The organism is Streptomyces sp. NPDC003023 (genome assembly GCF_042888225.1).
GTDB lineage: Bacteria > Actinomycetota > Actinomycetes > Streptomycetales > Streptomycetaceae > Streptomyces.
This window is the reverse complement of the sequence record NZ_JBIAPL010000001.1, coordinates 1,901,643-1,927,090: the sequence shown is the minus strand read 5'-3', so window position 1 is coordinate 1,927,090 and position 25,448 is coordinate 1,901,643. Positions and strand designations below refer to the sequence as shown.

The 25,448-nt window shown below is 72.2% G+C and carries 23 protein-coding genes; 12 read left to right on the top strand and 11 right to left on the bottom strand.

Going from position 1 to position 25,448, the window contains the following annotated elements; translation table 11 throughout:
* The first annotated feature begins 28 nt into the window (after positions 1 to 28).
* The 8 genes from ACFYV1_RS08130 to ACFYV1_RS08095 all read left to right on the top strand — a co-directional run bounded on the left by ACFYV1_RS08130 (position 29) and on the right by ACFYV1_RS08095 (position 7,368).
* Positions 29 to 910 (top strand): diacylglycerol/lipid kinase family protein, encoded by an 882-nt coding sequence (locus ACFYV1_RS08130; RefSeq protein WP_389394513.1) that lies wholly within the window; start codon positions 29 to 31, stop codon positions 908 to 910.
* A gap of 215 nt (positions 911 to 1,125) precedes the next feature.
* Positions 1,126 to 1,311, top strand: a complete 186-nt coding sequence (locus ACFYV1_RS08125) for a hypothetical protein (protein ID WP_360046039.1) — start codon at positions 1,126 to 1,128, stop codon at positions 1,309 to 1,311.
* Between the two features lie 12 nt (positions 1,312 to 1,323).
* Complete coding sequence (locus tag ACFYV1_RS08120; protein ID WP_389394512.1) at positions 1,324 to 2,022, top strand: hypothetical protein; 699 nt, start codon at positions 1,324 to 1,326, stop codon at positions 2,020 to 2,022.
* Positions 2,019 to 3,041, top strand: coding sequence for a DUF6895 family protein (locus ACFYV1_RS08115; RefSeq protein ID WP_389394511.1), 1,023 nt, complete (start codon positions 2,019 to 2,021; stop codon positions 3,039 to 3,041). Before ACFYV1_RS08120 ends, ACFYV1_RS08115 begins: the two co-directional genes overlap by 4 nt.
* Entirely contained in the window at positions 3,038 to 3,958 is a 921-nt protein-coding gene (locus ACFYV1_RS08110) for a DUF6895 family protein (protein WP_389394510.1), read from the top strand. Before ACFYV1_RS08115 ends, ACFYV1_RS08110 begins: the two co-directional genes overlap by 4 nt.
* Complete coding sequence (locus tag ACFYV1_RS08105) at positions 3,955 to 5,016, top strand: serine hydrolase domain-containing protein (protein ID WP_389394509.1); 1,062 nt, start codon at positions 3,955 to 3,957, stop codon at positions 5,014 to 5,016. The genes ACFYV1_RS08110 and ACFYV1_RS08105 overlap by 4 nt, the downstream gene beginning before the upstream one ends.
* A 272-nt stretch (positions 5,017 to 5,288) precedes the next feature.
* Positions 5,289 to 6,380 carry an aromatic acid exporter family protein gene (locus ACFYV1_RS08100; RefSeq protein ID WP_389394508.1) on the top strand — a complete coding sequence of 364 codons (1,092 nt, stop codon included), beginning with the start codon at positions 5,289 to 5,291 and terminating at the stop codon, positions 6,378 to 6,380.
* A gap of 235 nt (positions 6,381 to 6,615) precedes the next feature.
* Positions 6,616 to 7,368 (top strand): class E sortase, encoded by a 753-nt coding sequence (locus ACFYV1_RS08095; protein ID WP_389394507.1) that lies wholly within the window; start codon positions 6,616 to 6,618, stop codon positions 7,366 to 7,368.
* 142 nt (positions 7,369 to 7,510) lie between these two features.
* Here ACFYV1_RS08095 and ACFYV1_RS08090 read toward each other — a convergent pair whose 3' ends face one another.
* Entirely contained in the window at positions 7,511 to 8,239 is a 729-nt protein-coding gene (locus ACFYV1_RS08090) for an SDR family NAD(P)-dependent oxidoreductase (protein ID WP_389394506.1), read from the bottom strand.
* Positions 8,240 to 8,513: 274 nt separating this feature from the next.
* Between ACFYV1_RS08090 and ACFYV1_RS08085 the strand changes: the two genes are divergently transcribed.
* The gene (locus ACFYV1_RS08085; RefSeq protein ID WP_389394505.1) at positions 8,514 to 9,056 is read left to right on the top strand and encodes a DapH/DapD/GlmU-related protein; all 543 of its coding nucleotides are present in this window, start codon (positions 8,514 to 8,516) and stop codon (positions 9,054 to 9,056) included.
* Between the two features lie 40 nt (positions 9,057 to 9,096).
* On the opposite strand, the gene ACFYV1_RS08080 is transcribed toward ACFYV1_RS08085, so the two are convergent.
* Both ACFYV1_RS08080 and ACFYV1_RS08075 read right to left on the bottom strand, forming a co-directional pair.
* Positions 9,097 to 11,400 carry a SpoIIE family protein phosphatase gene (locus tag ACFYV1_RS08080; protein WP_389394504.1) on the bottom strand — a complete coding sequence of 768 codons (2,304 nt, stop codon included), beginning with the start codon at positions 11,398 to 11,400 and terminating at the stop codon, positions 9,097 to 9,099.
* Between the two features lie 77 nt (positions 11,401 to 11,477).
* Entirely contained in the window at positions 11,478 to 12,944 is a 1,467-nt protein-coding gene (locus ACFYV1_RS08075; protein ID WP_389394614.1) for an aminotransferase class I/II-fold pyridoxal phosphate-dependent enzyme, read from the bottom strand.
* Positions 12,945 to 13,050: 106 nt separating this feature from the next.
* Here ACFYV1_RS08075 and ACFYV1_RS08070 point away from each other — a divergent pair, with 106 nt between their 5' ends.
* A complete protein-coding gene (locus tag ACFYV1_RS08070) occupies positions 13,051 to 13,950 on the top strand; it encodes an LLM class flavin-dependent oxidoreductase (RefSeq protein ID WP_389394503.1) in 900 nt (299 codons plus the stop codon).
* Between the two features lie 7 nt (positions 13,951 to 13,957).
* On the opposite strand, the gene ACFYV1_RS08065 is transcribed toward ACFYV1_RS08070, so the two are convergent.
* A complete protein-coding gene (locus ACFYV1_RS08065) occupies positions 13,958 to 14,593 on the bottom strand; it encodes a TetR/AcrR family transcriptional regulator (RefSeq protein WP_389394502.1) in 636 nt (211 codons plus the stop codon).
* Complete coding sequence (locus tag ACFYV1_RS08060; protein ID WP_389394501.1) at positions 14,590 to 14,976, bottom strand: VOC family protein; 387 nt, start codon at positions 14,974 to 14,976, stop codon at positions 14,590 to 14,592. The genes ACFYV1_RS08065 and ACFYV1_RS08060 overlap by 4 nt, the downstream gene beginning before the upstream one ends.
* Before the next feature lie 192 nt (positions 14,977 to 15,168).
* Between ACFYV1_RS08060 and ACFYV1_RS08055 the strand changes: the two genes are divergently transcribed.
* Positions 15,169 to 16,161 (top strand): PRC and DUF2382 domain-containing protein, encoded by a 993-nt coding sequence (locus tag ACFYV1_RS08055; protein ID WP_389394500.1) that lies wholly within the window; start codon positions 15,169 to 15,171, stop codon positions 16,159 to 16,161.
* A 115-nt stretch (positions 16,162 to 16,276) separates the two neighbouring features.
* On the opposite strand, the gene ACFYV1_RS08050 is transcribed toward ACFYV1_RS08055, so the two are convergent.
* From ACFYV1_RS08050 to ACFYV1_RS08035, 4 genes are all read right to left on the bottom strand, one after another.
* A complete protein-coding gene (locus ACFYV1_RS08050; protein WP_389394499.1) occupies positions 16,277 to 17,653 on the bottom strand; it encodes a hypothetical protein in 1,377 nt (458 codons plus the stop codon).
* 54 nt (positions 17,654 to 17,707) lie between these two features.
* Complete coding sequence (locus ACFYV1_RS08045; protein WP_389394613.1) at positions 17,708 to 18,325, bottom strand: dihydrofolate reductase family protein; 618 nt, start codon at positions 18,323 to 18,325, stop codon at positions 17,708 to 17,710.
* A 272-nt stretch (positions 18,326 to 18,597) separates the two neighbouring features.
* A complete protein-coding gene (locus tag ACFYV1_RS08040) occupies positions 18,598 to 18,888 on the bottom strand; it encodes a WGxxGxxG family protein (protein ID WP_389394498.1) in 291 nt (96 codons plus the stop codon).
* A gap of 396 nt (positions 18,889 to 19,284) precedes the next feature.
* Positions 19,285 to 20,424 carry a S1 family peptidase gene (locus ACFYV1_RS08035; RefSeq protein WP_389394497.1) on the bottom strand — a complete coding sequence of 380 codons (1,140 nt, stop codon included), beginning with the start codon at positions 20,422 to 20,424 and terminating at the stop codon, positions 19,285 to 19,287.
* 223 nt (positions 20,425 to 20,647) lie between these two features.
* Between ACFYV1_RS08035 and ACFYV1_RS08030 the strand changes: the two genes are divergently transcribed.
* Complete coding sequence (locus tag ACFYV1_RS08030) at positions 20,648 to 22,348, top strand: serine/threonine-protein kinase (protein ID WP_389394496.1); 1,701 nt, start codon at positions 20,648 to 20,650, stop codon at positions 22,346 to 22,348.
* A 986-nt stretch (positions 22,349 to 23,334) separates the two neighbouring features.
* On the opposite strand, the gene ACFYV1_RS08025 is transcribed toward ACFYV1_RS08030, so the two are convergent.
* Positions 23,335 to 23,832: a glycosyltransferase gene (locus ACFYV1_RS08025; protein WP_389394495.1), complete on the bottom strand. Its 498-nt coding sequence runs from the start codon at positions 23,830 to 23,832 to the stop codon at positions 23,335 to 23,337.
* A 490-nt stretch (positions 23,833 to 24,322) separates the two neighbouring features.
* On the bottom strand, positions 24,323 to 25,387 hold the full coding sequence (locus ACFYV1_RS08020) for an endonuclease/exonuclease/phosphatase family protein (RefSeq protein WP_389394494.1): 1,065 nt from the start codon (positions 25,385 to 25,387) through the stop codon (positions 24,323 to 24,325).
* Between the last annotated feature and the right edge of the window lie 61 nt (positions 25,388 to 25,448).

Sequence of the window (25,448 nt, the reverse complement as noted above, 5' to 3'; positions counted from 1 at the left end):
CCGCCCCTGCCGTACGAAAGGCGCATTCATGCGACAGTTCACCGCCGTCGTCAATCCCGCCGCGGGCGGGTCGAGCGGCACGGCGGCCCTGCTTCCGCTGGCCCGCCGCCTGCGGGAGGCCGGGGCCCGGCTCGACACTCAGTACAGCCGCAGCCTGGACCACGCCCAGCAGGTGGCGCGGCAGGCGGCCGGGCAGGGGCAGGTGGTGCTCGCAGTCGGCGGGGACGGGATGGCCGGCTGCGTCGGCGGGGCGCTCAGCGGCACCGACGCCGTGCTCGGTCTCGTTCCCGCCGGGCGCGGCAACGACTTCGCCCGGGCACTGGGCCTGCCGTCGGACCCGGACGCCCTGGCCCAGCTGCTGCTCAACGGTTCACCGCGACCGGTGGACACGATCCGGGTCGATTCCTCGGTCCACGCCGGTACGTCGGTGTTGGGCAGTGTGTACGCGGGCGTCGACGCGGTGGCCAACCGCCATGCCAACACCTCCCGGCTGCTGCGGGGCGCCGCCTCCTACTACGCGGGCGGCCTGCGGGCCGTGGTGCGCTGGCGGCCCGCCGCGTACCGCATCACGATCGACGGGACCGAGCACGAGCGGCGCGGCTACACGGTCGTGGCCGCCAATTCGGGGTTCTACGGCTTCGGCCGCAACATCGCCCCCGGCGCCCGGCTGGACGACGGGCTGCTGGACGTCGTCGTCATCCGGCACGCTCCGAAGCGGCTGTTCTTCGCGATGATGAACGAACTCAAGACGGGGGCTCACCTCGCTCGTCCGGAAGTCGAGGTCTTCAGGGGCCGGGAGGTCCGGATCGAGACGGACCGTGACGTTCCGTACGGTGCGGACGGCGAGGTGGACGCGGCTCTGCCCGTGACGGTGCGTGTCCAGCCCGGCGCGCTGCAGGTGATCGGCTGACCGGGCCGACAGCGTTCGAAAGCATTATGGACGGGCGCCCCAACTGACCGGTGACCTCGGGGGGTTCGGCGCGCCCGCATCCCGTGCATGCTTCAACTTCCGGACGGCAGTTGAAGCATGCACGGGATGTACGAATATGCGCCGTTTGCGAGGCACTCCGGCTTGGGTTCAACTGGAAGAGCAACTGCTCACACCTCCCATTAGGAGATGGTGGCATGTCTTTCACCAAGCCTGAGGTCCAGGACGCCAAGGTCCTGCGGACCGACGTCGAAGCAGCCCTCAACCCGGCAGAAGCGGAAGGCTTCTACCGCGACACTCGCGAATGCGCGGTGCTGGCGCTGTCCGGCGGCAGCCACAGCCTCCTCCTCTCGCCTCCCACGCCGCGACCGAAGAAGCGCTGACGGGGAATCGGAATGGAGCATCCTGACACGTCCCTTCTGACGGGCGCCGTGCAGGAACTCGCTTCGCAGGTGGTCTCCGCTCTCAGCAGCGGGGACCACACCGAAGCGGTCTGCCGCGCGACCGGGGCCACGGGGGACGAGGGCCTCGGTCTCGCGGCGGTCCGCGTCCTCGGAGCGGATGTGCTGCTGCCCTGTGTCATGTCCGGCCGGACTCCCGCCGCCGAGGATCTGGCGGTCCTCGAGAAGGCCGTGGTGACCTTCCCTCCGGGCCCGGACGCCGCACCGACCTCGGTCTGGAGCCACTGGGCGATGGCGAACGCCCTGCTGGAGCTGGGCACTTCGGCGGTGGTGCCCCCCGCCCAGGGACGCGAACCCGACGTCCTGTGGCTCGAGCGGGCCCCTTGGCAACTTCTCACACACCAACTCGCCGTACTCGGCGCGCTGTGCGTCCCCGGCAGCCGCTGCGGGGTGGCGACGGCCGCGCGGAGCAGACCCGTCGACGTGGCTCGCGGCTTCGTGCGTGCGGTGCGCCGCCGTGACTGGCTCCAGGCCGCGGGCGCCGGGCGCTGGCTGGCGGTTCTCGACGGGGTCCCGGCGAGCCTGGGCCTCGACACCGGGCTGGAGTTCGTCGCGCACATGGGTGGCGGGGACCCGCGGGTCCTCCTGCACGTTCGCGCGGCACAGCTGTTGCGGGCCGGAGCACGGGTGTGACGGCCCGGGCGGAGATGTCGGCCCGGGCCGAGACGACGGCCCGCACCGGGGCGGCGGCCCACACGCAGTCGACAGCCGGCACAGGAGCGACGGCGGTCGTCGTCGGCCCGGTCGCGGAAGCGGCCCTGGGCTGGGTGTGGGACAACCGGGCCTCGTTCCGGCTCGGTTGTGACGCGCTCGAGCCGGGCGGCAGCGTGAACGGGTCGTGGAAGCCGCTCGGCGAGCTCGCCCAGGTGTGCGTCTGCGTCGTCAGGCACACCCCGCGCGGCAGTCCGCTGCACCGGGTCGCCGCCGAACTGCTGGACTTCGCCTGGCGGCAGACCCACGAAGGGGCGCTCTTCCTCGACCTCCAGCGGCTCGAGCCCTGGGCGACGTATCCGTTGGAGGTCTACGCCGCGTTCGCCTCCGGAGGGCTGCGGCACGCCGGGTTCGAGGAGTTCGCCGCCGCCGTCGCCCGCACGCGTGGCCGGCGGCTGACGGAGCAGGAACCGAACCGCCGGATGAGCGTCGTCAACTCCGAACTGCGCACCGGACTTGTCCCCCACACCTCGATGTCCTCCGCGCTGGAGCGCACCTGGCTCGGCGGGCTTCCCGAACCGTGGTCGTTCGAACGGGCCTCCGGCTACACGCTGACGCATGTCGTCTTCCACCTCACCGACTGGGGACACGACGTGAACGGCGTGCCCCCTCGGATCGCCGACTATCTCGACGCCTGGCTGCCGCCGTGGCTGGACACCTGTCTCGAGGACGAGCAGTGGGACCTGAGTTGTGAGCTGCTCGCGGTCGCGGCCAGCCTGCCGCGCCCCCCTGGGCCGGGGACGTCCGACGACGCCTGGACGGTGCTGGCGGCCGCCCAGGACGCGGCGGGCGCGCTGCCGGAAGTGGGTCCACGGGCCGTGGGCGGGGACGTGCCACGGGTCTTCGCCAACTGCTACCACTCCACGCTGATGGCGGCGTTCGCCGCCGCCCTGACTCTGGGCCGCCGCCACGACGGCCCCCCGCAAGGAGCGTCGGCATGACGAGCACCCGCCTCATCCACACGGTCGGCGAGGGAGCCATCGAGTGGCTGTACGCGCACCGGGAGGGCTTCCGGCTCGAACCGGACGTGGACCCGGAAGTGGGCTTTCTCGAACGTTTCAAGCCGATCGGTGAACTGGCGCTGATCTGCAAGGTGTTGTTCCGCGAGGGCGTGTCGGGATCCCGGCAGTCCGAGCTCGCCCGCAGGCTCATCGACCACGCCTGGCGGCAGGCCCTGGACGGCGGCCGGATGCTGGCCCACGGCCAGCGCATCGAGCCGAGCTCCCCCATCCCCTTCGAGGTCTACCTGCCGTTCAGCGAACTGGGCTACTCGCACCCCGAGATGGACCGGGTGGCACGGCTCCACCACGGTCTGAACAGCTGGGCCGCCCGTGAGGTGCTGCCCGTACGGCGGCTCGGCCTCTCGACGTTCGAGCGCCGGTTCGGACTGCCGCCCACCATGGCGGAGGACGAGGCCCTTCGCCGTACGTGGCTCGCCCACGAGCCCGAGCCGTGGACGGTCGACACCCACATCGGCTACGACATCACGCACACCGTCTTCCACCTCACCGACTGGGGCGAGAACCCGCAGGGGCTGCCGCAGGACATCGCCCGCTATCTCGACACCTGGCTGCCGGTCTGGCTGGACGACTGGCTCGACCTCAAGAGATGGGACCTGCTGGGCGAGCTTCTCGTCGTCGACGCCTGTCTGCCCTCCCCCACGCTCGACGAGCGCGCCTGGGAGGGATTCGCCGCGGCGCAGCAGGCCGACGGGGCGATGCCCGCCCTGTCCGGGATGCCGCAGGGCGACCCGGAGGAAGTGTTCGACATCGTCTACCACCCGACGCTGGTCGCCGCCTTCGCCTCGGTTCTCGCCACCTCCCGCGCCCTCACCCTGATGGCCGGCGCTCCCGCGTGACGCCGCAGCGCACCGCCACCGGGACGACGACGGCACTGCCCGCGCCGGTGGGGGAATCGGCGGAGGCGCGGCTGGAGGAGGCCGTGCGGGCCGTCGACGCCCCGGATGTCGTGTTCGCGTTCTCCAGGAACGGCCGCCGAACCGTCCGCTGCGGTGGCACTCGGCCGTCCCCACCGGTCCCCCGCGAGCTGCTGCGCTACGAGATCGGCTCGGCGTCGAAGACGTTCACCGGCTTGCTCCTCGCGCATCTCGTGGCGAACGGCCGGGTCTCCGGCGGCGATCCGGCAGCCGCGCATCTCACCACCGGGCGCCGGAGCGCCGGCCCGGCCGGCATCACACTCATGCATCTGATCACCCACACCTCTGGGCTGCCGCCACTGCCGCCCGGTTTCCGCCGCCAGGCGCTGCCGCGCTGGTCCACCAATCCGTACGCCGGGTATCCGTCCGAGCGGGTCGTACAAGCCTTCCTGGACAGCGATCCGAGGCACCGGCCCGGTTCCAGGTGGCGCTACTCGAACTTCGGTGTCGCCACGCTCGGGCACGCCCTGGCGGCCGCGACGGCCACACCGTGGGAGGAACTGCTGGCCGGTGAGTTGCTGCACCCCCTCGGCCTGACCGGGACCGCCCTCTCCCCCGGCGGCCCGGACCACGACGCCGTCGGTCACCGCGCGGACGGGACGACGCCCACGCCACCGCTTCTCATCGGTGGTTTCCAGGCGGCGGGCGCGGTACGGGCCGTGCCGCACGACCTGCTCACGTTCCTCGAGGCGCATCTGCGTCCCGAGGGCCGGCCTCCGGCGGACGCGCTCCGTACGGTGCGCCGGCCTGTGCTGCGCCGCGGTCTCGGGCACCGGCATGAACACACGCTCACCTGGTTCCGGCACCCGACCCCGCACGGGGAGATGTACTTCCACTCCGGGGCCACCAGCGGCCAGCAGGCCTTCCTCGGCTTCCGCCCGGCCACCGGCACCGCCCTGGCCGCCCTGTCCACGCGTCGCTACCACCGGAGGGACACCCTCGTCCCCACCGCGTACGGCCTGCTTGCCGACACAGGCTGAAGCCCGCCTGTACCGGCCCCGTACGTCACCGTCCCCTCCGCGCGGCCCTCCTCCACGACATCGGCCGAAGCGGCGCCGACCGAAGCGGTCCCGGCCGCAGCGGTCCCGGCCGCAGCGGCGCTGGATTCGCCCGCCGGGCGAACAGGATTCGGAAGCCCCAGGCCGGTTACAAGGGTGAGGTCCGGCCCGCGAGGGACCGGCACGAAAGCGCGACGGAGGGAGCGGAACCGGCCGTGGCATGGCAGCGGTGGGTGGCCTGGGAGTGTTCGGCGGTGGGGACGTCTGTGCGCCGGGCCCTGACGGAGGCCGGGCCGGAGCGGGATCTGGCGGTCCAGTCCCTGAAGGCGGCCGGCGCCGCGGTGCTGGCGTGGGCGGTGGTGGGCTGGTGGTGGCAGGCGCCGATGGCGCTGATGGCGCCCTGGACCGCCGTGGTACTGGTGCAGAGCACCGTCTACCGGTCACTGCGTGCGGGGGTGCAGCAGCTGGTCCTCATCGGGATCGGCACCCTGCTCGCGGCGGGCGCCGCTTCGCTCACGGGGAATTCCATGGCGGCGATGGCTCTGGCTCTGCCGCCCGCCGTTCTGCTGGGGAACTACTCGCGCTTCGGGGATCAGGGCATCTACGCCCCGACGACGGCGATCTTCGTGCTGGCCTACAGTTCCTTCTCGACGACGGCGATCGCGCACCGCCTCTTCGAGGCGCTCGTGGGCGCCGTGATCGGCATCGCGGTCAACGCGCTGGTGCTGCCTCCGGTCCACCTCCGGGACGTACGCGACAACCTGGACAGACTCGGCCGTGACAGTGCCGAGCTGCTGCGGACCATGGCCGACGACGTGGAGAGCGGTTACGACCGCACCAGCGCCGAACGCTGGTACGAAAGCGCCCGCCGGCTGAGCGGGGCCGCCCAGGGCCTGGCCGGCGCACGTCGCTGGACCCGGGAGAGCTACCGCTTCAATCCGGGGCACCGCCTGCGGCGCTGTGCGACTCCTCCCCCGGACAACTGGGACTCCTACTGGAGCGGTATCGCCGGGCGTCTGGAATCGCTCACGGGCACGCTGGTGGACACCGCCGGGGACTGGCGCAGGCTGGCCGCTCCACCGGACGTGGCGCTCGGCCTGATGACGGAGGTACTGCGGGCCGCGGCGGACGTGTGCGTGGCGGACCGCGGCGCGCTCTCCGCCCCGCTGCCGGACGGAGACGCCCGGGGCGAGGCGATGCGACGGGCGTGGGCGGCGCACGGGCGCCTCAAGGACCGGCTGCCGGACCACGACCACGAGACGGCGACCGCCGTGGGCGGCCTGGCCGCGCACACCCAGCAGCTGCTGTACGCGCTGGAGGCCGGGCCCGATCCGGGGCGCACCTGAGAGCGGCCGCACCGGCTCAGAGCCTCAGCCAGGATGTCGTCTTCCAAGCGGCGAACCCCCGGCATGGAGCTGACCCTGATGGTGCCCGGCACCCCCGCCACGGACCCCGAGTCCGCAAAGGCCGGGCATTGACCCGGAGTGGAACATCTGATCGGATTGTGGTGTTTTCACCCCAGAAGGGGCCACGGCAGGACATGCTCTGGCCTGACACCCCCGGCTACGGATTCCGGAATCCATGATCCTTCCCCGAGTTGTTCCCGCTGCCCTCGCCGGTGCGGTCGCCGTCGTTCTCGTCGGCTGCGCAGGCGCCGCCGCGGAGGGAGCCGACCCCCGCTCCGCCGCGACCTCGGTCACCGCCGAGCCGTCGTCGATCCCGTCTCCTTCGCCACCCTCGTCGCTCTCGTCGCCGACCGCCTCCGACGGCCCGGCCGCGGCCCCCGCTGCCGCACAGTCCGCCGCCCCCGAGGCCGACCCGCGGACCGAGACCGCGCTGCTGTCCGTACCGGCCATCGGCCTCGAGGATCTGCGGGTCGTCCCCTACGAGGGCACGACCGACGACTGGCCGGGCACCCGTATCCAGAACCGCGGCGTGGCCGCGAGTCCGTACGGCGAGCAGGGCGGCGTCGGACCGGGCGAAGTGGGCAACTACCTGGTCACCGCCCACCGTCTCTCCGCCGGTGGTCCCCTGCGCGATCTGCCGTCCCTCGAACGAGGGGACCCGGTCCTCGTCACCGCGGGTGGTTCGGTGTACGAGTACGTGATCACGGAGACCCGGCAGACCTCCTTCCGATCGGAACGCTCGCTCGCGGAGCAGCGTGCGGCGGTCCCGGGGCACCCCGGTGAGCGGCCGACCAAGGCCATGATCACGATCTCCACCTGCGCGACGCCCGAGGACGACGCGGCCGGAAACTTCTGGCGCGACGACAAGGGCAACCCGGAACACCGCATCGACAAGATCGGTGTGCTGCGCAAGGTGTCCGACCGGTAGGCCGACGCGCCTTCGCCGCGAGCGGCGGGTCACGGCCCGAGCCACCCCGTCCCGACGGCACGGACGGGTGCCGCCGGTGAGTCCCGCGTCGAGCGCGGTCGGGCAGGGCGCGCAGCTGCCCGACGCTTTCCCGTGAAGGTGGTTACATCCCGCCCGCGACGCGCAGAATCGCGCCGGTCGTGTACGAGGCGTCGTCGGAGAGCAGCCAGGCGACGGCACCGGCGATCTCCTGCGGCTGTCCGGCCCGGCCCATCGGCACTGCCGCCGCGACCTTCGAGGGCCGCTGGGGGTCCTCGTGGAACTCGGTCCAGACGGTGCCGGGCGCAACGCAGTTGACGCGGATGCCGTCGGCGGCGACCTCCTTGGACAGGCCGGTGGTCATGGCGTCGACGGCCGCCTTGGTGGCCGCGTAGTGGACGTACTGGCCAGGACTGCCGAGAGTGGCCGCCGCGGAGGAGATGTTGACGATCGCGCCGCCGCCCGAGCGGGTCATGTCGCGGACCGCGCGGCGGGCGCAGAGCAGGTAGCCCCACACGTTGACGTCCAGGGCGCGGCGCATGCCGTCGGCGTCGGCGTCGGCGAGACGGCCGTTGGGGCCGCTGATTCCGGCGTTGTTCACCAGGCCGGTGACGGTGCCCAGTTCGGCGGCGCCGTCGAAGAGCCGGTCCACGGACGCCTCGTCCGCGGTGTCGACGCGGACGGCCAGGGAGCGGCGGCCGGCCGCGCGCACAGCCTTGACCACGTCGTGGGCGGCGTTTTCGTCGGAGCGGTAGCCGACCACGACATCGTGGCCTTGTGCCGCGAGGCGCGCGCAGACCGCGGCGCCGATGCCGCGACTGCCGCCGGTGACGATGGTGAGGTGCTGGCGCAAGACGGACTCCGGTGGGGCGGGGTGCGCAGGCTGCGCACGGCTGCACTCGAACTCTAGATGATCAGTCCGGCGGGCCGGTGATCGTACGCAGGGGGAAGGGGCAGGCTTGCCCGGTGCGGTCGTTGTGCCACGGCGCGGCGGCGGACACTCCCCCATCGGCGGGTCGCCGGCCGTCGAATAGAGTGCCGTCGCGCGGGTGTGGAGACCGTCTTCACGGAATCGTTCTGGACACCCTCGTTCGCCCGGTCACCGCCGCACCAGAAAGGATCGTGGCATGTCCAGCGACCGTCTCATGCGCATTCACAGCGCCGAGTTCCAGGCCATGGCCGAGAGGGTTCTGCGGGTCACCGAGCTCACCTCCCGTTTGAACGTCCTGCCTTTCGAGGACGAAGCGGGCAAGGCGGAGCTGTTCGAACAGATCCTCGGCAGGCCACTGCCTCCGAGGGTCACGATCTATCCGCCCTTCTACACGGACCACGGCCTCCGTCTCGACCTCGCGGAGCGGGTGTTCATCAACCAGAACTGCACGTTTCTGGACTACGCCGGCATCCGGCTCGGCGAGCGCGTGATGGTCGGTCCGAAGGTCACGTTCATCACCAGTGGCCACCCGGTCGATCCCGGGGAGCGACGGCTGTACCTCACCGGCGCGCCCATCGACGTCGCGGAGAACGTGTGGATCGGTGCCGGTGCCACGATCCTGCCCGGCGTCAGCATCGGCCGTGATGCCGTGATCGCCGCCGGCGCGGTCGTGGCCGATGACGTCCCGCCGGCAAGCCTGGTGACCGGTGGCAAGGCGACCGTGAATCGGCGGTGGTGACGGCACCTCAGGGGTCAGGTTCGGCGGCGGGCGGCGGGTTTCAGGGCGTCAGCCGGAGCAGGAACAGGGCGGTGTCGTCCGTCCGGTCGCCCGAGGGGCGGGCACGCTGCATGAGTTCGTCGGCCAGGGCTTCGAGGTGGCGGGAGCCGTCGGACAGGGAGCGGGCGAGAGCGTCGATCGCGGCCCCGATGTCGGTGCCCGGCCGTTCGACCAGGCCGTCGGTGAAGAGAGCCAGGACGGCCCCGGGCGGCAGAGCCACCTCGACGGACCGGTAGTCGGAATCGGGTTCGATGCCGAGCAGCAGGCCCGGCGGGACGGCCACGGGCCGTGCGCTGCCGTCGGGGTGGCGCAGCAGCGGCGGGAGGTGCCCTGCCGTGGCCAGGCGGGCCCGTCCGCGGGCGAGGTCGATCTGCGCGTAGAGGCAGCTGGCGAACAGCCCCGGATCCAGGTCGACGATCAGGCGGTTGGCGCCCGCGAGGACGTCGCTCGGCGAGGCTCCGGCGAGGGCGTGCGCCCGGACCGCCGCGCGGACCTGGCCCATGAGGGCGGCCGCGGTGACACTGTGCCCCTGCACGTCGCCGATGACGGCGGCGGCGGTGGAGTCGTCGAGGCGGATCAGGTCGTAGAAGTCTCCCCCGATGTCCATTCCGCGGGTCGCGGGAAGGTAGCGGGCCGTGGCCTGAAGGCCTGTCATCACGGGGAGTGTCTGCGGGAGCAGGCTGGACTGCAGGCTGCGGGCGAGACCGCTCTTGGTGTCGTACAGGTGGGCCCGGTCGAGGGCCTGCGCGACGAGGCCGCCGAACGCGGTCAACAGGGCGCGTTCGTCGTGGGTGAAGGCCCGCGGGCTGTCGTAGGCGAGCACGCAGCAGCCGAGCCTTCGGCCGGCGGCCACCAGCGGCAGGAACGCCCACGCCTGGTTGCCGTCGTCGCCCACCGCGTGCGGAAACGCCTCGTCCAGCGCGCGGCGGGAGTCGAAGAAGGCCGGCTCTCCCGTGATCACCACGCGCCCGGTCGGATTCTCGGGTGTCACGGGTACGCCGCCGAGTTGTTCCGCTTCGTGGAGGCTGTAGCCGTGCCGGCCTCGCAGGCGCAGCTTTCCGGCGTGGGTGGCGAGCAGGGCGACGGCGTGGGCTCCGAAGCTGGGGGCGATCTGGTCGACCACGAGTTTGATCACGTCGGGGACGCTCAGCGCCTCAGTGAGCGCGGCGGCGAGATGGGCCAGCCGGTAGAGGACCTCGGCCCGGGGCGCGGCCGTGCCGGTCTCCTCGAGTACCGGGGGGTCCGCCGCCGCGACGGCCGCCGTCCCGCCGCCGCGACCGCTCAGCCGGGAGGGGGCGATCCGGACGCTGATGCCCCGCGCGTCGGGATACAGCTCGAGGCGCAGCCACAGACCGTCAGGACGCCGGACGGTGAACGCCGTGGGACGGCGGCTCATGACGGCGGAGCGGTAGCGGTCCTCGAAGACGGGGTCGTCCAGCCACGGCAGCAGTTCCCAGGGCCGTTCACCCGTCAGGGAGGCGATGTCGCCGCCCACCAGGCTCGCGCCCTCGGCGGTGATGAACGTGACCCTGCCGTCGAGGTCCAGCCCGCAGCCGCCCTCCGGCAGGCGTTCCGCGTAGTCCACCGCCGCCAGCGCCTGGGAGCGGGTGACCGTTCGTCCGCGGGGCACCGGCATCAGGCGCGGCTCCGGGGCCGGGAGGACGGGGCGGCCGCTCTCGGCGGCGGCGCGCAGCTCGGCCGCGAGATCGGCGCACGCTCTCTCGATCACCCGCCGCACGTCGGGATCGATCTCCGACGCGCCCGATCCGGCCCACAGCAGTACGACGCCGCCCCGGGCACCGCCCGTGTCGCCCACAGGGGCGGCTGCGAGGGCGAACGAGTACGGCAGGGCCAGGCCGAGGCGTGGGTAGCGGCGTGCCAGTTCGCCTTCGGGCCCCACCCAGACCAGGCGGTCCTCGCGCACCGCCTGGGCGAGCGGGCCGGCGGCGGAGACGCCGACTCTGGTCCAGGGCATGAGAAGGCTGGACGGGACTCCGGCGAACAGCACGGCGGAGAGCACCTGGCTGTCCGGGTCGAGTACGTAGATCCCGCCGCCGTAGGCGCCGGTGTCGCGCAGCATCCGGGACAGCAGCCGCTGTGCGGCCTCCTCGTCCGCGGATTCCGCCTCTTGCGTGCCTTCCGCACTGTCCGGGCTTCCCCCGTTGTTCCGGCTTTCCGCGTCTTCCACGCTGTTCTGGCTGCTGTCCACGCCTTCTTCGTCTTCTGCTGTGCCTTCCGCGTATTCCTCGTCGGGTGGAGCCATGGCCTGTTCCTCCGCGACCCGGGCGGGCAGTACGGGTTTCATCCTTCAGCGGACATTACGCCCAGAACTGCCGTCTTCACTGCCTTGCGGTGCCGAGACGCGGCTTTCGGCGAGCCGGATCAGTCGCCGGCCGTCACGCGCATGGTCTTGACGTCGGGGTCCACTCCGTCCGGGACGACCATGCCTGCCTCGACACCGCTGCGCAGATACCGCAGCGCCGCGTCGTTCAGCCGCTCGCCGGGCAGCGCCGCGGGGATGCCCGGCGGGTAGGGAGTGAGCATCTCGGCGCTGACACGACCGCACGCCTGCTCCCACGGAACCTGCTCGACCCTGCCGAAGTAGGCGTCGCGGGGCAGCATGACCTGCTCCAGGCGAAGCTCCGCGGGGTCGGGCACCTCCACGTCGGGCGCCGGTCGCAGCTGCGGAGCGTGCGCCGGTACGTCGCGCAGGGCGGCGAGCAGGCGGTCCGTGGACGTTTCGTCGTCGGCGTGCGTCAGTTGGGCGCTGATCCGCCGGTGGTCGGAGAGGTGGAGGTTCACGCGGTGGTGCTCACGCAGCCAGTCGGCGATGCGGTAGCCGGTCGTCCCGAGCTCCGAGATGTCGACGATGACCTGCAGCGGGTCCATGTCGGCGGCGCGACCGGGCCCGCAGAAGTCCTCCCGGCCGTGCACGTGCATGCCGTCGATGTCCGCGATGCGGGCCCTGACGTTCCCGGCCAGTGCCAGTGCCGCGTCGTACAGCTCCCTGCCGCGCTCGACCATCTGACGACGCCAGCCGTCGAGTGCGGCATAGATCAGGGTGGACGGGCTCGTCGTGCCGAGCAGGTCCTCGCGGCTCTTGAGGACCGTCGGATCGATCAGGTCGCCCTGCAGATGGAAGACGGACCCCTGTTCGAGACCGGAGCCCATCTTGTGGACCGAGGTGACACACACGTCCGCCCCGGCGTCCATGGCCCACGTCGGCAGTCCGGGGTGGAACGGCAGATGGGCGCCCCACGCCTCGTCGACGATGAGCGGCACGCCGTGCTCGTGGCAGGTGGTCGCGATGCCGGACAGGTCGGAGCAGGTCCCGTAGGGGGTCGGCGTCGTCACCAGGACGCCCCGCGCGTCGGGGTGTTCGGCCAGCGCCTCACGGAAGGCGTCCGCGGACGGGGGGTGCGCCAATCGCCGGCCGGCGTCCCACCGCGGGTCCACCCAGACGGGCCGGATGCCCGCGAGGACCAGCCCGGAGACCAAGGACTTGTGCGCGTCCCTCCCGACGACCAGTTTCTCGTGGGGTCCGGCGACGGCGAGCATGGCGGCCTTGACGGACAGCGAGCTGCCGCAGGTGGAGAAGAACGTGTGCTCGGCTCCCACGGCGTCCGCCATCAGCTCCTGGGCCTGCTCGAGGACCTGGTGGGAGGAGGTCCGGTCGTCCAGGCCGCTGATCGCGAGGACGTCGGAGCGGAAGACGTCGTCACCCATCACGGCGCGGACCCGTGGGTCCGCGCCCCTGTGCTGCTTGTGTCCGGGTGGCGTGAAGGGGATCTGGCCCTCCGAGTGGTACGCGGCGAGCGCGTCCAGTACGGGCGTCCGTGAGTGGTCCATGAGCGAGTGGTCCATGAGCCTCCGGTTCCCACTGCCGGGGGGCGAAAACGGACGCCGCCGCGGAAACGCGTTGCCGGGGTCGTACGGTGACGGGTAGTAGTGATCCATGACCACTCTCGGCGCAGTGTTCCGTCCGCAGTTGCCTCCCGAGCGATTGAAGGAGGTGGTCCGCGCGGCGGACGCCGCCGGTCTGGAGGAGCTCTGGCTCTGGGAGGACTGCTTCCTCGAGAGCGGCATCGCGACGGCGGCCGCCGCCCTGGCGTGGTCGGAGCGTCTTCGTGTCGGTGTGGGCCTGCTGCCGGTGCCGCTCAGGAACGTCGCGCTGACGTCCATGGAGGCCGCCACACTGCACCGGCTGTTCCCGGGGCGCGTGGCCCTCGGTGTCGGGCACGGCGTCCAGGACTGGATGGGGCAGGTCGGCGCCCGGGTCGAGTCACCGCTGACGCTGCTGCGCGAGCATCTCGCCGCCCTGCGCGCCCTGTTGCGCGGCGACCGGGTCACGGTGAACGGCCGTTACGTGAAGCTCGACGGCGTCGCCCTCGACTGGCCGCCGATGACGGCGCCTTCGGTGCTGGCCGGGGCGACGGGTCCGCGCTCCCTGCGGCTGACCGGCGAGGCGGCCGACGGAACGATCCTGGACGCCGCCGTCGCACCCGACGGGGTGCGCAGGGCACGGCTGCTCATCGACGAGGGCCGGGAGGCGGCCGGACGTCCGGGCCGTCACGAGGTCGTCGTCTACCTGCACACCGCGACCGGCGCCGGGGCCGCCGCCCGGCTGAGGGACGAACTGGAGCGCTCCGGTGGGCGCACGGACGGGGAACTGGGCGTCGCGGGTGACGCGCACGCGGTCGCGGAGGCCGTGCAGCGCCTGGTCGAGGCGGGGGCCGACACGGTGGTGCTCCAGCCTACGGCCGACGAGCCGGCCCCCGAGGACTTCGTGCGGTTCGTCGCGGAGGAGGTCCGTCCGCTCGTCCCGCACGTTCCCCGCCCCGGCGACCTGGGGTGACGGGTGGTCAGTGGTGGTGCCTGGCATGGGCGGGCATGCGGCTGACCCGCACCAGGTGGTCGAAGTCGACCGCCGCCCCCTGGAGCAGCAGATCCACCAGCGGCTGCGCGGTGTCCCGGCCGGCCGGGGCGCGCCCGAGGAGGGCGCGCTGGTAGACCACCGACGCAAGGAGGTCGACGAGCAGGTCCGGGTCGACGCCGGCCCTCAGGTCGCCGCGGTCGACGGCGCGGCGCACCGCGACCGTGGCCGCGTGTCTGCTGGGCCGCACCAGCGCGTCGGTCAGCCGCTGGTGCAGGTCGGGGTCGTGCGCGCAGTCCGCGACAAGCGGGGCGAGCACTCCTGGCGGGAGCCGGTCGAGCAGCGCTTCCGTGAGCAGCTTGACGCTCTCGGTCAGGTCGCAGCGTGTGCAGCCGTTGTCCGGCACGGGCGGTGTGGCCAGGACGGAGGCGAGAGCGTCGATCACCAGGCCCTGCCGGGTCGGCCAGCGGCGCCGGATGGACGCCTTCGTCGTGCCGGCCCTGGCAGCGACCGTCTCGAGTGCGAACCGCGCGTACCCGTGTTCACGCAGCACGTCCAGGGTGGCGGCGACGACCGCGGCGTCGATCGCCGGGTCGCGCGGGCGGCCGGCCGCGGCGGGCGTCACCGTGCGGCGTCCTGCGGGTACCAGCGGAGCTCGACGGTGTTGCCGTCGGGGTCCTGCACATAGATCGACTGCGCGTCGCCCCGGGCGCCGTAGCGGCCGACCGGCCCCTCCAGGACGGTGAACACGCCGGAGTCGATGACCTCCTGCCAGTCCAGCGGATCGACGACGAGGCAGATGTGGTCGACGTTGGACTCGCCACGGGGCCGGCTGACGAGGTCGATGATGGTGGTCCCGGTGATGCGCACGGAGGGGAACGGCACCTTCCCCGCCCGCCATTCCTCGACGCGGACGGGCTCGAGTCCGAGCGGCCCGCAGTAGAACTCCAGGGCGCGCTCGACGTCCTGGACATTGAGCACCAGGTGATCGAAGTCCTTCACTCGCATGGTTCTCCCCCTCTATTTGAATACGATCCGGTTCGTATCTTAATCAGGCGACCCAGTGACGGCAAGGACTTTGCGGCGGACATCGGATCACCGGCGGAGTCACTCGACGATTCGTAGCGTTATAAGTCGTTTAGTCGCTTTTCGGATGGTTACACGGGAGTTCGAGGGACACCGCAGAAGGAGGAAGAAACAGTGATCACCAAAGCTCAGATCCGGAACGTGCTGGACCACCCGGTCTACGACGCCGACGGCAACAAGGTCGGCAACGCCAAGCATGTCTTCCTCGACGACGCCACGGGGGAACCCGACTGGGTGAGCGTTCAGACCGGGCTGTTCGGCAGCAACGAGTCGTTCATACCCATCCGGGACGCCCACATGGTCGAGGACCACCTCGAGGTGCCCTACCCCAAGGACAAGATCAAGGACGCCCCGAACGTCGACGTCGACGCAGGCGGTCACCTCTCCGCGCAGGAGGAACAGCGCCTGTACCAGCACTACAACATCGACTGGGACAGCGCCTGGAAGCGCGCCAACCAGCCTTCCCAGGGCGGCTGGGCGCACTCGGGCACCGCGGGCGCGGCAGGCGCGGCGGGTGCCGCGGGAGCGGCCGGCACGGCGGGCCGGAGCCGGGCGAAGTCCGGTCAGGGCATGACCGGTGAGACCCCCGCCCACGGACGTGCGGCCGCAGCGGGCGAGCCCCGCGGGCGCGACATCGCCGGCGACCGCCGCGACATGGCCGGCCGGGACCGCAGGGACGACACCGATGTGGCGATGACACGGTCCGAGGAGACCATGCACATCGGCACCGAGCGCCATGAGATAGGCCGCGCGCGCCTGCGCAAGTACGTGGTGACGGAGGAACAGCAGCAGACCGTTCCCCTGCATCACAACGAGGTGCGCCTGGTGCGCGAGCCGATCACCGACGCCAACAGGGACGCCGCGATGGCCGGTCCGGAGATCTCCGAGGCCGAGCGCGAAGTCACCCTGTACGAGGAGCGGCCGGTGGTGGAGACCCGTGTCGAGCCGGTCGAACGCGTCCGGCTGACCACCGAGGACCGCGTGGAGGAGGAGACCGTCAGGGGTCGGGTCCGCAAGGAGCGGATCGAGGCCGACATGCCGGACGAGTCCACCGAGCGGGCCTCGCGCAAGAAGCACGGCCGCAACGACCCGGGCGGCACCATCTGACACGGGGTCGACGCGCCGACGCCGCGGGGTGAGGGGCGCGAAGGGCGGACGTCGTCCGGCCGGTTCCCAGGAGCCGGCCGGACGACGTCCGTACCGGTGTGCCGAGCTCAGGAGCTCAGCGGGGCAACGCGGACGGCGCCGTTCCGCTCGGGACGTCGTGGAGCTGCTCCAGGCGCCGCTGGAGCAACTGGAGCGCGCCGCGCTGGCGGCCGGGCACCCGTCGCCGCAGGAGTACGAGGGCGGGCGCAAGTTGCCGCGCCCTCGCGGTGTCCCTGATCTGCTCCCACTGGTGGTGGGCACGGTCCACCGCCGCCTCCACGTCCGGATCGTCGGCCGTCTGCTGCCGGCCCAGCCGGGCATCGGCAGCGGCCATCCACAACTCGCAACTGCGGCCCGGGTCGTGGGCGAGGCGGGCCAGATCCGCCCGTACCTCCAGCCAGTGCAGGACCTGCACCGAGCCGGGCCCATGGGTGCGCAGGGCCTCGTTCTCGCGGGCGGCGGCGGCCGCCGATGCTTCGGCATGGCGTCCGGCCTGCGCGGCGGCGACGAATATCGCGGGATGCGGATCCGTCTCCGTCGCGGCGGCTCGGGGCCCTGGTACGGGCTCGGGGCCGGGCAGGTGCCCGGGCCCCGGTACGGGCTCGAGACCTGTTACGGGCTCGGGTCCTGGTGGGCGCTCGGGCGCGTGTGTGTGCTCGGGCCGGTGCGTGTGCTCGGGCCGGTGCGTGTGCTCGATGCCGTTCACCGGCCGCGGTCCCGGCCCGGGAAGCCGGTCGGCGACGGCTGCGGACATGGACGCGGGGGCTGCGGGCCCGCCCGGTACGGCGCCGAACAAGAGAGCCCCGTCCGGGCCGTCCTGGGCGGCAGCCTCGACGGCGGCCTGTTCGTGCAGTCCGGCGAGCGGCGGGCGCGCCCCGCTGCGCCAGATCGCCGCCACGGCCTTCAGGTAGGACGGGGCCGCCACCGTGCGACGGCCGGGAGCCGGAGCGATCCGCCCGTACACGAGGGTTCCGTGTCCGAGGCCGGTGCGTCCGGCGGTCACCTGCTGCCACGCCTCCGGGTCGGCGACGAGATCGAGGACCACCGTGGTGGTCCCCGGACGGCGTGCCTTGATCTCACCGGCCAGCCAGTGCCACGGCAGGGCCGAGTAGCGCAGGGTGGAGGGAGCCGAGCGCGCCAGGGCCAGGTGCAGCAACCGCTGCTTGCGGTCCACGTGCAACTGCCCCGCGAGATACAGGTGCAGCGGTCCGGGGGCAGCCGCCGCGGCGCGGATCCGGGTGAGGACGGTCTGCGGGTCGAGCGGGTCGGCAAGCTCGATCACCGTGGCCGCGGCGGCGCCGGCCGTCCCTGCGAGAACGTCCGCGGGGACGGCCGCGAGCGCGGGCAGCACGGACGCCGCGTCCATAAGTCGCCCCTTGCCGGCCGGGGCGGCTGCCAGGAGCAGCGCGGTCCCCGGTGCCGGATTCTCCCGGTTGTCCCCTGTGATCAGCACATCAGCACCGTACCCGGTCCCGGACGGTGGAGCCGGACGGCTGCCGGGCAGCGGCTAATTGTGGACGCGGTACTTGAGGTGGGTCACCCGGCCGGTGTCGACGACCCTGACGGCCTCCAGCCGCCGCTGCTCCGCCCCCAGGTTGTCGAACAGCCGCAGGCCCGCGCCCATCAGCACCGGCACCACATGGAGTTGCAGCTCGTCGATCAGACCGGCCCGCAGGTACTGCTGGACGGTGTCCGCACCGCCCGCGATGTCCACGTTGCGCCCGCCGGACGCCGCCCTGGCCTGTTCCAGCGCACTGTGGATGCCGTCGGTGACGAACGTGAACGTGGTGCCGCCCTCCTTGACCAGGGGCCGTCGGGGGCGGTTGGTGAGCACGAACACCGGGGTACGGAAGGGCGGGTTGTCACCCCACGGTTCCTCACCGGTGTCGTACATCGTCCTTCCCATCACGACGGCGCCGGTCGAGTCGAACCACTCGCGCATGATCGCGGAGTCCTCGTTGTCCTCTCCACCGGACATGCCCTGGCGCTCGCGCCAGGAGGCGAGGTCGTGAATCCACCGGAACAGCGCCTCCGCGCCGTCGCCTCCCGGATTGTCGAGGGTGACGTCCGTGCCTGCGACGAAGCCGTCGAGGGACAGGGCCAGGTCGGCGGTGACGGTCGGCATCATGCGGGACTCCTCGGGTGCGGTGTACACGGTCTCACCCGTACGTCGATCGGGTTGGGCCCGATTCGACAGTCGTCCCGCGAAAGATCGCGCGGAAAAGGGAGCGGGCGGGAAGGTTTCGCACAAAGGTTGTCCAGAAGGGGTGGTTCCGCAGACCACGAGCGACCCGGTGCGGCCCGGTACGACCCCGTGCGGCCCGGCGGCCCGGCGGCGCGCCGGACACGACCGAGCCCCGGCAGATCGACGTCATCTGCCGGGGAAGACCTTTCGGGTCAGAGGCGGTCGGTGGTGTGGGAGCCCGCTCCGGTGCCGCCACTGCGCGGAACCGTGCGGTCGGGCGTCTTGTTCTTACGGGGGATCAGGCCCGCCAGGCCGAGCAGACCGGCCAGGCCCCAGAGGCCCCAGCCTCCGCCGCTGTCATCGTCCTTGTCGTCCTGAGCGACAGGAACCGTGGCGACGGCGACCGTCGCCTGCTGCGTGTGCTCCTCCGCCATGACGGAGGGGGCGGCGGGGGCGAGGAGAAGTGCCGCGGTGATGCCCAGGGTTGCTGCGACGTGACGCATGGTGCTGTCCCTTCGGTGGAGCTGACTGGACCTGAGCGAGGGTTCACGCCTCTGTACGCCCCCGGGATGGCGTGTCCCTTGTGGTCATCGGCGACACCTGCGTTCTGCGTCGTGTTCGTTCGCAGGCATCTCCACCAGCCAAGTACCCCTTATAAAAGACTTAACCGAACTTATCGGGATGAATTTTGATCTTTTCCGTTCAAGGGACAACCATCTGAGCCGCAGTGCGTCCGCGGTGGAGCGGGAACGACACGAACGCCGGCGGACCCGCCCGGGCTGTGGCCCGGCTCACGGCCGGCCGCGCGACGCGCGCGACCGGCCGCGGTTGCCGCCACCCGGCCCGAGCGCTCCGGACGCCGGACATCGTCAGGCGTCGCACCCAGGGGCCGGGGCGTATCAGGCGGTGTGCAGACGCAGGCCGTAGCGGCCCAGGATCTCGTTGACCGGCTGGTGCCAGGTCTGGCCACCGCTGCTGCAGTTGCCCCAGCCGCCGGAGGTCACCCCCTGCGCCTGGTCGCCACTGATGAACGAGCCGCCCGAGTCACCGGGTTCGGCGCAGACACTCGTCTTGGTCATCTGATGGACCGCGCCCTGGCTGTAGTTGACCGTCTCGTTCTTGGCCAGGACGTTTCCGCAGTGCCAGTGCGTCGTGGAGCCCGAGCGGCAGACGGACGCGCCGATCGGCGCCTCGGCGGAACCACGTACGAGCTGGTCCGGGACGGTTCCCCAGCCGAGGACCACCGGCACGGTCCACCAGCCGCTGCCGACACTGACCCAGGCGTAGTCGTCGCCGGGGAACGATGACCCCTGGAAGGTGCCGATGTGAGTGCCGTCCCAGCCGCGGACAGCGGCACCGGCGCGGCCGCAGTGACCCGCCGTGACGAACCCTCCGTGCACCGAGAAGCCGATGGAACAACGGACGTTGCCGGTGTAGTACGGGTCGCCGCCGACGGTTCCGGCGGCGAACGGCCGCGGAGCCTGCGAGGTCTCCCGGACGGTGATCGGGCCGGCCTCACGCGCCCGGTCCAGGAAGGCGCGGACATCGTTGTCAGCACGCTCGGAGGCGACGACGTTCACCACGACCCGGTTCGCCTTCGGGTCCACGTGCCAGCTGCTCACAGCGGCCGGCGCCTTCAGCGAGTCGATCTCCTTCTTGACCGCGTCGAGTCGGCGTGCGCTGTGCGACACGAGCTTCACGTCGGCGCCCGTCGCCCGTACGGCGGCGGTCTTGTCGGCGTCGGTGAGGGCCACGGTCAGCTTGCCTGTGCCGGCGTCGAACCAGGCGCCGCCGAAGGCAGGTCCCGCGGCGCGCTGCGCCCGGCCCTCGACGACGGTCGCGGTCCGTTCCGCCACCAGACGGGACTTGGCCTCCGCCGCGTCGAGGCCGAGGTCGCGCTGCATCGCCGCGAGCAGTCCGGTGGAGAGCTGCTGCTCCGGCTCGGCGGCGGAGCCGGGGGCGGAGGCGGATGCGGGGCCGGCCACGGCCCATGAGCCCAGGAGGAGGAGTGCGGACAGGCCCGTACGTATCACTGTCATGCGTCTCAAGGCTGTTGACCTTTCGGTTGTTCCAGGCTTGGTGGGGGATGGAACAGGCCGCATCTGAGAGCGCTCTCAGATTGGCCCGGCCGGAGCGTAACGGATGCGCTGGGTCAGGTCCATGCCAATCACGCGGGTCGGTGGAGTTGTCCTGATCCCTTCGGGAACCGGGGGTGAGGGAAATGTGTCTGAGTTGGGGACAGCACGTGGGCAGGGGGACGGGATGAACGCGTGGTCGGTGCCCGGGTACACGGAGTCCCGGGAACTCGGCACCGGAGGGTGCGGACGTGTGGTGCTCGCCGTCCATGACGCCACCGGCGTGCCGGTGGCGGTGAAGTACCTCAACGAGCGGTTGCGCGCGGACTCCGGTTTCGTACGGGAGTTCCGTGCCGAGGCCCAGCTTCTCGGCGGCCTCGACTCCCCGTACGTGGTGCGGCTGTACGAGTACGTCGAAGCTCCGCAGGGCGCTGCCATCGTCATGGAACTCGTCGACGGCGTCGCGCTGCGCGCGCTGCTGCTGCGGGAGGGCGCGACCGGCCCGGAGGCGGCCCTCGTGGTACTCAAGGGCTCACTGCTGGGTCTGGCCGCCGCGCACGGGGCCGGGGTCGTGCACCGCGACTACAAACCGGAGAACGTCCTGGTCGCGGCGGACGGCTCGTCCAAACTCGTCGACTTCGGCATCGCCGTGGACCGGGGCAGCACACCCGGAGTGGCGGGAACCCCCGCCTACATGGCACCCGAGCAGTGGAACGGCGAGCCCGCCTCGCCCGCGGCCGACGTGTACGCCGCCACCGCGACGTTCTACGAGTGTCTGACGGGCCGTAAACCGTTCCACGGCGAGAACTTCGCGGAACTGGCACTCCAGCACATCGGCGCGCCGGTCCCCGAGTACGACACGCCCGAGCCTGTGCGCCCGCTGATCCGGCGCGGACTCGCCAAGGAACCCGCGGACCGTCCGGAGAACGCGGCGGCCTTCGTGGCCGAACTGGAGGAGATCGCCGGCGCCGCCTACGGCCCCGACTGGGAGCGGCGCGGGCAGCGCCGGCTGGCGGCGCTCGCCGCGCTGCTGCCGCTGCTGCTCCCGTCGGGCGGCCAGGCCGCCCAGGCCACCGACGTCGCCACGACCACGATCGGCGGGGGCGGGGGCGGGGGCTCGGGCGGAGGCGCCGGGGCCGGCCTCGGCCAGGGTGTCGGTATCGGCGTCGGCATCGGAGGTTGGGTGCCGCCGGCACTGCGCAAGGCTCTCGCGGGGGTCGCCGCGGCAGTCGTGGCCGTGATCGTCGTCGTCACCGCACAGGCGGCGGCCGAGGACGCCGCGCCGGAGACAACCGCACAGGCCGTCGCCACGACCGGCGCGTCGCCGTCGTCCGGCGCGCCCTCCCCGGACGCGTCCGTGCCGACCGGGCCGTCGCCGTCGGACGGTTCACCGGCCGCCGCCTCACCCTCGCCTTCCGACGGCGCCACCGCCGGGGCGCCGCCGGGAACGACCCCCGAGCCGTCCGCCTCCCCCTCGGCCACGACGAGCGCTCCGACCACACCGACGGCGTCCGCCCCGCCATCCACCGAACCGAGCACAAAACCCACGCCCACAGTCGCTCCGGTGCGGGTGAAGTCCGTGTCCGTCACCGACTTCCGGCAGACCGGTTCGTCGACGGCCGCCGCGTCCGTCGACGTGGCGACCGACGGGACGGGCCCGGTCACGATCGTCGTCTCGTGGTTCACCGGCGACACCAAGGGAGCGCCGGGAGCGGTCGAGAACACCCGGTCCTTCGAACGGAGCGGTGCGACGCGGTACACGCTGGACCTGGCCCACACCTTCCAGGGCACCGGCTGTTACTGGGGTGTTCGGGCAAGCACCGATCCGGCCTCCGAGAACGGCGGGTCCACCCAGGAACTCCTGACGAGGCGGTGCCGGATCCAGTGAACGAGCCGCGCACACCCGGCGGGGGCACCTCCCCGGCCGAGAGCGACCAGTACAGCGCGACGGCACTGGGGAGCCACTGGTTCGAACGGCCGGCTCCCCACCCCGTTCCGGACCGTGTCGAGGGTGACGTACTGCGCTTCGGCCCCGGCGTCACGGCGTTCGTGCACCGGCGGCACAACGGCGGCGCCACCGCCGCGGGTGTCTGGCACGGGACGCTCGCCGGGCAGCCGTCCGCCCCGTCCCAGCAGCGCCGACACCGCCGTGGCCTGCGGCGGTACGCCCTGGCCACCGTCGTACTGGTGGCGGTACTCGCCTTCCTCGCCTGGCAGCGTTACGGGCCTCAGGCGGCCGTGCTGGGGGTTTCCGTGTCGGCGTCGCCCGCCGCCGGGCCGGGGTGCGACGGGACCGCCGACGTCGTGGGTGTGGTGAGGACCGACGGGCGGCCGGGCACCCTGACGTACCGATGGACCGCAGCGACGGCACCAGCTCGGGCGTCCTGCGCGAGGACGTGCCGAGCTCCGGATCATCTCCCCCTCCCCGCGGACGGCGAGCACGTCCTTCACATACCGCTGTCCGTGACCGTGCACCGCACCGGCCGGTGCACCACGCCGGCCGGTGCAACACGCCTGCCGGTGCACCACGCCGTGGCGGCCGGGTCACCCGCCTGGCGATCTTGCATGGCCGAACATGGAACGGAGCATCCGGGGATTCCCTCCTCGATGCCGGACCAGCGGCGTGCTAAAGGGCAGTGGCGATATGGCTGTCGGCGCATCAAGCCTCACCTCGGCACCGGGACCGGAAAGGACCGACGAGCCGGACGGGCCGCACAGGCCGAACAGGCCGGACGGTCCGGATGCGAACGACCGCCCCGCGCCCGACCGGAGGGACGACCGGCGCTCTCTCCTCACGTCGTGGGCCGCGCTCCTGCCGTTCCTGGCGGCCGCGCTGCCGCTGGGGCTGCTGGCGTCGGCAGCCTGGCTCGGCCGTCATGTGCGGCCCAGCGCCGACGAGTGGTGCTTTCTGCCCGTGGTCCGTGAGGACGGCATCTCGGGTCTGATCGGCAAGTTCTGGTTCACCGACAACGGATGGCTCGGCAACGGCCTTCTCGTCGGCCTGTACGCGCAGTTCCCGATCGCGGGCCACCAGTGGTACGGCGCCGTCAGCGGTCTGGTGACGGTTGTTGTGATCCGGACGCTCGTCGCGCGGGTGCTGCGCCGGACCGGACAACAGGTGCGCAGTCCCGCGAGCATCGCGGGCTCCTTGCCGAAGTTGCGGCTGAATGGCGTGTGGCGGACGTGGGGGTCCGCCGCCGCCAGGTCCTTGAGGCGTGCTCCAGTGCCGTCTCGGCTGCCGTCGTCGACGTAGCAGATCTCGAATGGGGCTGCGGTCGGTTCGAGGGCGGCGACCAACTCACGGTGGAAGGCGTCGATCACGTCGATCTCGTCGAAGCACGGCACGACGACCGAGATGTGGACCGATGTCATCTCACTCCGTGCTCTGCGGTGCGGGCGGACGGGTCCTCCGGCGGCCCTTGCGTGGAAGGAGGGTGAGCGGCGGGCCACGGCGGTTGCCACCATGGTGGCCCGAAACCGCCTCGCCGGCCGGGGTGGGGCCGTTCGCGGCGCGTCCCGGGCGGGGCTGTGCGGCGGCGTGTCCCGCCGGGCCGTGACCGGTGCGTCGCGCCCGGGCCGTGCCGCGGTGTGGTCGCTTCGTGGCGCAGCCTCAGGCACGGCCCCGGCGCCGGAGGACCACCGACCCGCAGACGGAAAGCATCCTGCGGAGTGAGGCCCTTGATCCGGGTCCGCACCGCCACACCCGAAGGACCGGCGGCCACGAACGGCGCCGCCAACTCCCGCAGACCGCCATGGGAGCGGCGGCGTCCGGTCATCGGCTGCGGACCTCCTCGGGGCTCGACGGCTGCCGTGGAGTACGGGCGCGGCGGTACGGGCGTTCACCCGGCCGGACGGCCGGAGTTCACAGCCTGATCCGGGCCGCGATCGGGAGATGGTCGCTGCCGGTCGGGGGCAGCGACCACACACGGGTCACCGTTGACGACCGCGTCATGATCTGGTCGATCCTGGCGACGGGGAAGGACGCCGGCCAGCTGAAGGCGAAGCCCGGGCCCGCCACGTCCACATGGGCGAGCACCGGATCGAGGCCACGGTCGTCGACCGTGCCGTTGAGGTCGCCCAGCAGGATCAGCCGGGTGGGTGTCTCCGCGGCGAGGGCGGCGCCGAGCAGCCGGGCGCTCTCGTCGCGCCATGCCGAGCTGAAACCGCCCGTTCCGACGCGCACCGAGGGCAGGTGCGCGACATGGACGGCGATCGCGGTCCGCGGCGTGCGTACGGTGGCGCGCATTCCGCGGTTCCAGCCGGGTCCGATGCCTCGCGGCTTGATGTCGACGGGGCGTACGTCCTCCAGCGGATACCTCGACCACAGGCCCACGGTCCCGACCACCGCGTGGTGCGGGAGTTCCGGAGCCAGTGCCTTCTCGTACACCGGCAGCGCGGCAGGCGTCACCTCCTCCAGTGCGACGAGGTCCGGTCGGGCGCGTGTCAGCGCCGCGGCCGTGCCGGCCGGGTCGGCGTTCACGTCGCTCACGTTGTGCTGCACGGCCAGCAGACCGGCCGGTTCGCCCGAGCCCGGCAGCAGCAGCGGACCGAACAGGGCGGCCCACGCCGCGGCCGGCAGGAGGAGAGCGACCAGCGCGACGACGGAACGGCGCACCAGAGCGACGATGAGCAGCAGGGGTACCGCGAGCCCGAGCCACGGCAGAAACGTCTCCAGGAGACTCCCGATCCTGCCGACGGTGTTGGGGACGGCGGAGTGCAGAACGAGCAGGCAGGCGACCGTCAGGGCCAGGGCGGCGAGAAGGTGTCCGCGGCCGAAGCGGGGGCGCCGCGGGCGACCCGTATCACGAACGCCCCTGCCGGGGAGCCGGATCCGGCGTGATGGCGCGGTCGTGCCGTCCCCGGCCGTGCCCGGCTCGTCGGCGTCGGCATCGGCGTCGGCGTCGGCGTCGGCGTCGGCGTCACTCATGGTCCCCGTCCGTTCTCTGTCAGGGCGACGGCCTCGCCGGCCCGCGCACCACCCGTTGTCA

What these genes read in the sequence shown, in the direction of transcription:
- ACFYV1_RS08130 (WP_389394513.1), top strand. Translation starts at nt 29, where the DNA reads ATGCGACAGTTCACCGCCGTCGTCAATCCCGCCGCGGGCGGGTCGAGC.
- ACFYV1_RS08045 (WP_389394613.1), bottom strand. Translation starts at nt 18,325, where the DNA reads ATGCCGACCGTCACCGCCGACCTGGCCCTGTCCCTCGACGGCTTCGTC.
- ACFYV1_RS08095 (WP_389394507.1), top strand. Translation starts at nt 6,616, where the DNA reads ATGATCCTTCCCCGAGTTGTTCCCGCTGCCCTCGCCGGTGCGGTCGCC.
- ACFYV1_RS08120 (WP_389394512.1), top strand. Translation starts at nt 1,324, where the DNA reads ATGGAGCATCCTGACACGTCCCTTCTGACGGGCGCCGTGCAGGAACTC.
- ACFYV1_RS08035 (WP_389394497.1), bottom strand. Translation starts at nt 20,424, where the DNA reads ATGACAGTGATACGTACGGGCCTGTCCGCACTCCTCCTCCTGGGCTCA.
- ACFYV1_RS08020 (WP_389394494.1), bottom strand. Translation starts at nt 25,387, where the DNA reads ATGAGTGACGCCGACGCCGACGCCGACGCCGACGCCGATGCCGACGCC.
- ACFYV1_RS08070 (WP_389394503.1), top strand. Translation starts at nt 13,051, where the DNA reads ATGACCACTCTCGGCGCAGTGTTCCGTCCGCAGTTGCCTCCCGAGCGA.
- ACFYV1_RS08085 (WP_389394505.1), top strand. Translation starts at nt 8,514, where the DNA reads ATGTCCAGCGACCGTCTCATGCGCATTCACAGCGCCGAGTTCCAGGCC.
- ACFYV1_RS08025 (WP_389394495.1), bottom strand. Translation starts at nt 23,832, where the DNA reads ATGACATCGGTCCACATCTCGGTCGTCGTGCCGTGCTTCGACGAGATC.
- ACFYV1_RS08030 (WP_389394496.1), top strand. Translation starts at nt 20,648, where the DNA reads ATGAACGCGTGGTCGGTGCCCGGGTACACGGAGTCCCGGGAACTCGGC.
- ACFYV1_RS08060 (WP_389394501.1), bottom strand. Translation starts at nt 14,976, where the DNA reads ATGCGAGTGAAGGACTTCGATCACCTGGTGCTCAATGTCCAGGACGTC.
- ACFYV1_RS08110 (WP_389394510.1), top strand. Translation starts at nt 3,038, where the DNA reads ATGACGAGCACCCGCCTCATCCACACGGTCGGCGAGGGAGCCATCGAG.
- ACFYV1_RS08040 (WP_389394498.1), bottom strand. Translation starts at nt 18,888, where the DNA reads ATGCGTCACGTCGCAGCAACCCTGGGCATCACCGCGGCACTTCTCCTC.
- ACFYV1_RS08125 (WP_360046039.1), top strand. Translation starts at nt 1,126, where the DNA reads ATGTCTTTCACCAAGCCTGAGGTCCAGGACGCCAAGGTCCTGCGGACC.
- ACFYV1_RS08075 (WP_389394614.1), bottom strand. Translation starts at nt 12,944, where the DNA reads ATGGACCACTCACGGACGCCCGTACTGGACGCGCTCGCCGCGTACCAC.
- ACFYV1_RS08080 (WP_389394504.1), bottom strand. Translation starts at nt 11,400, where the DNA reads ATGAAACCCGTACTGCCCGCCCGGGTCGCGGAGGAACAGGCCATGGCT.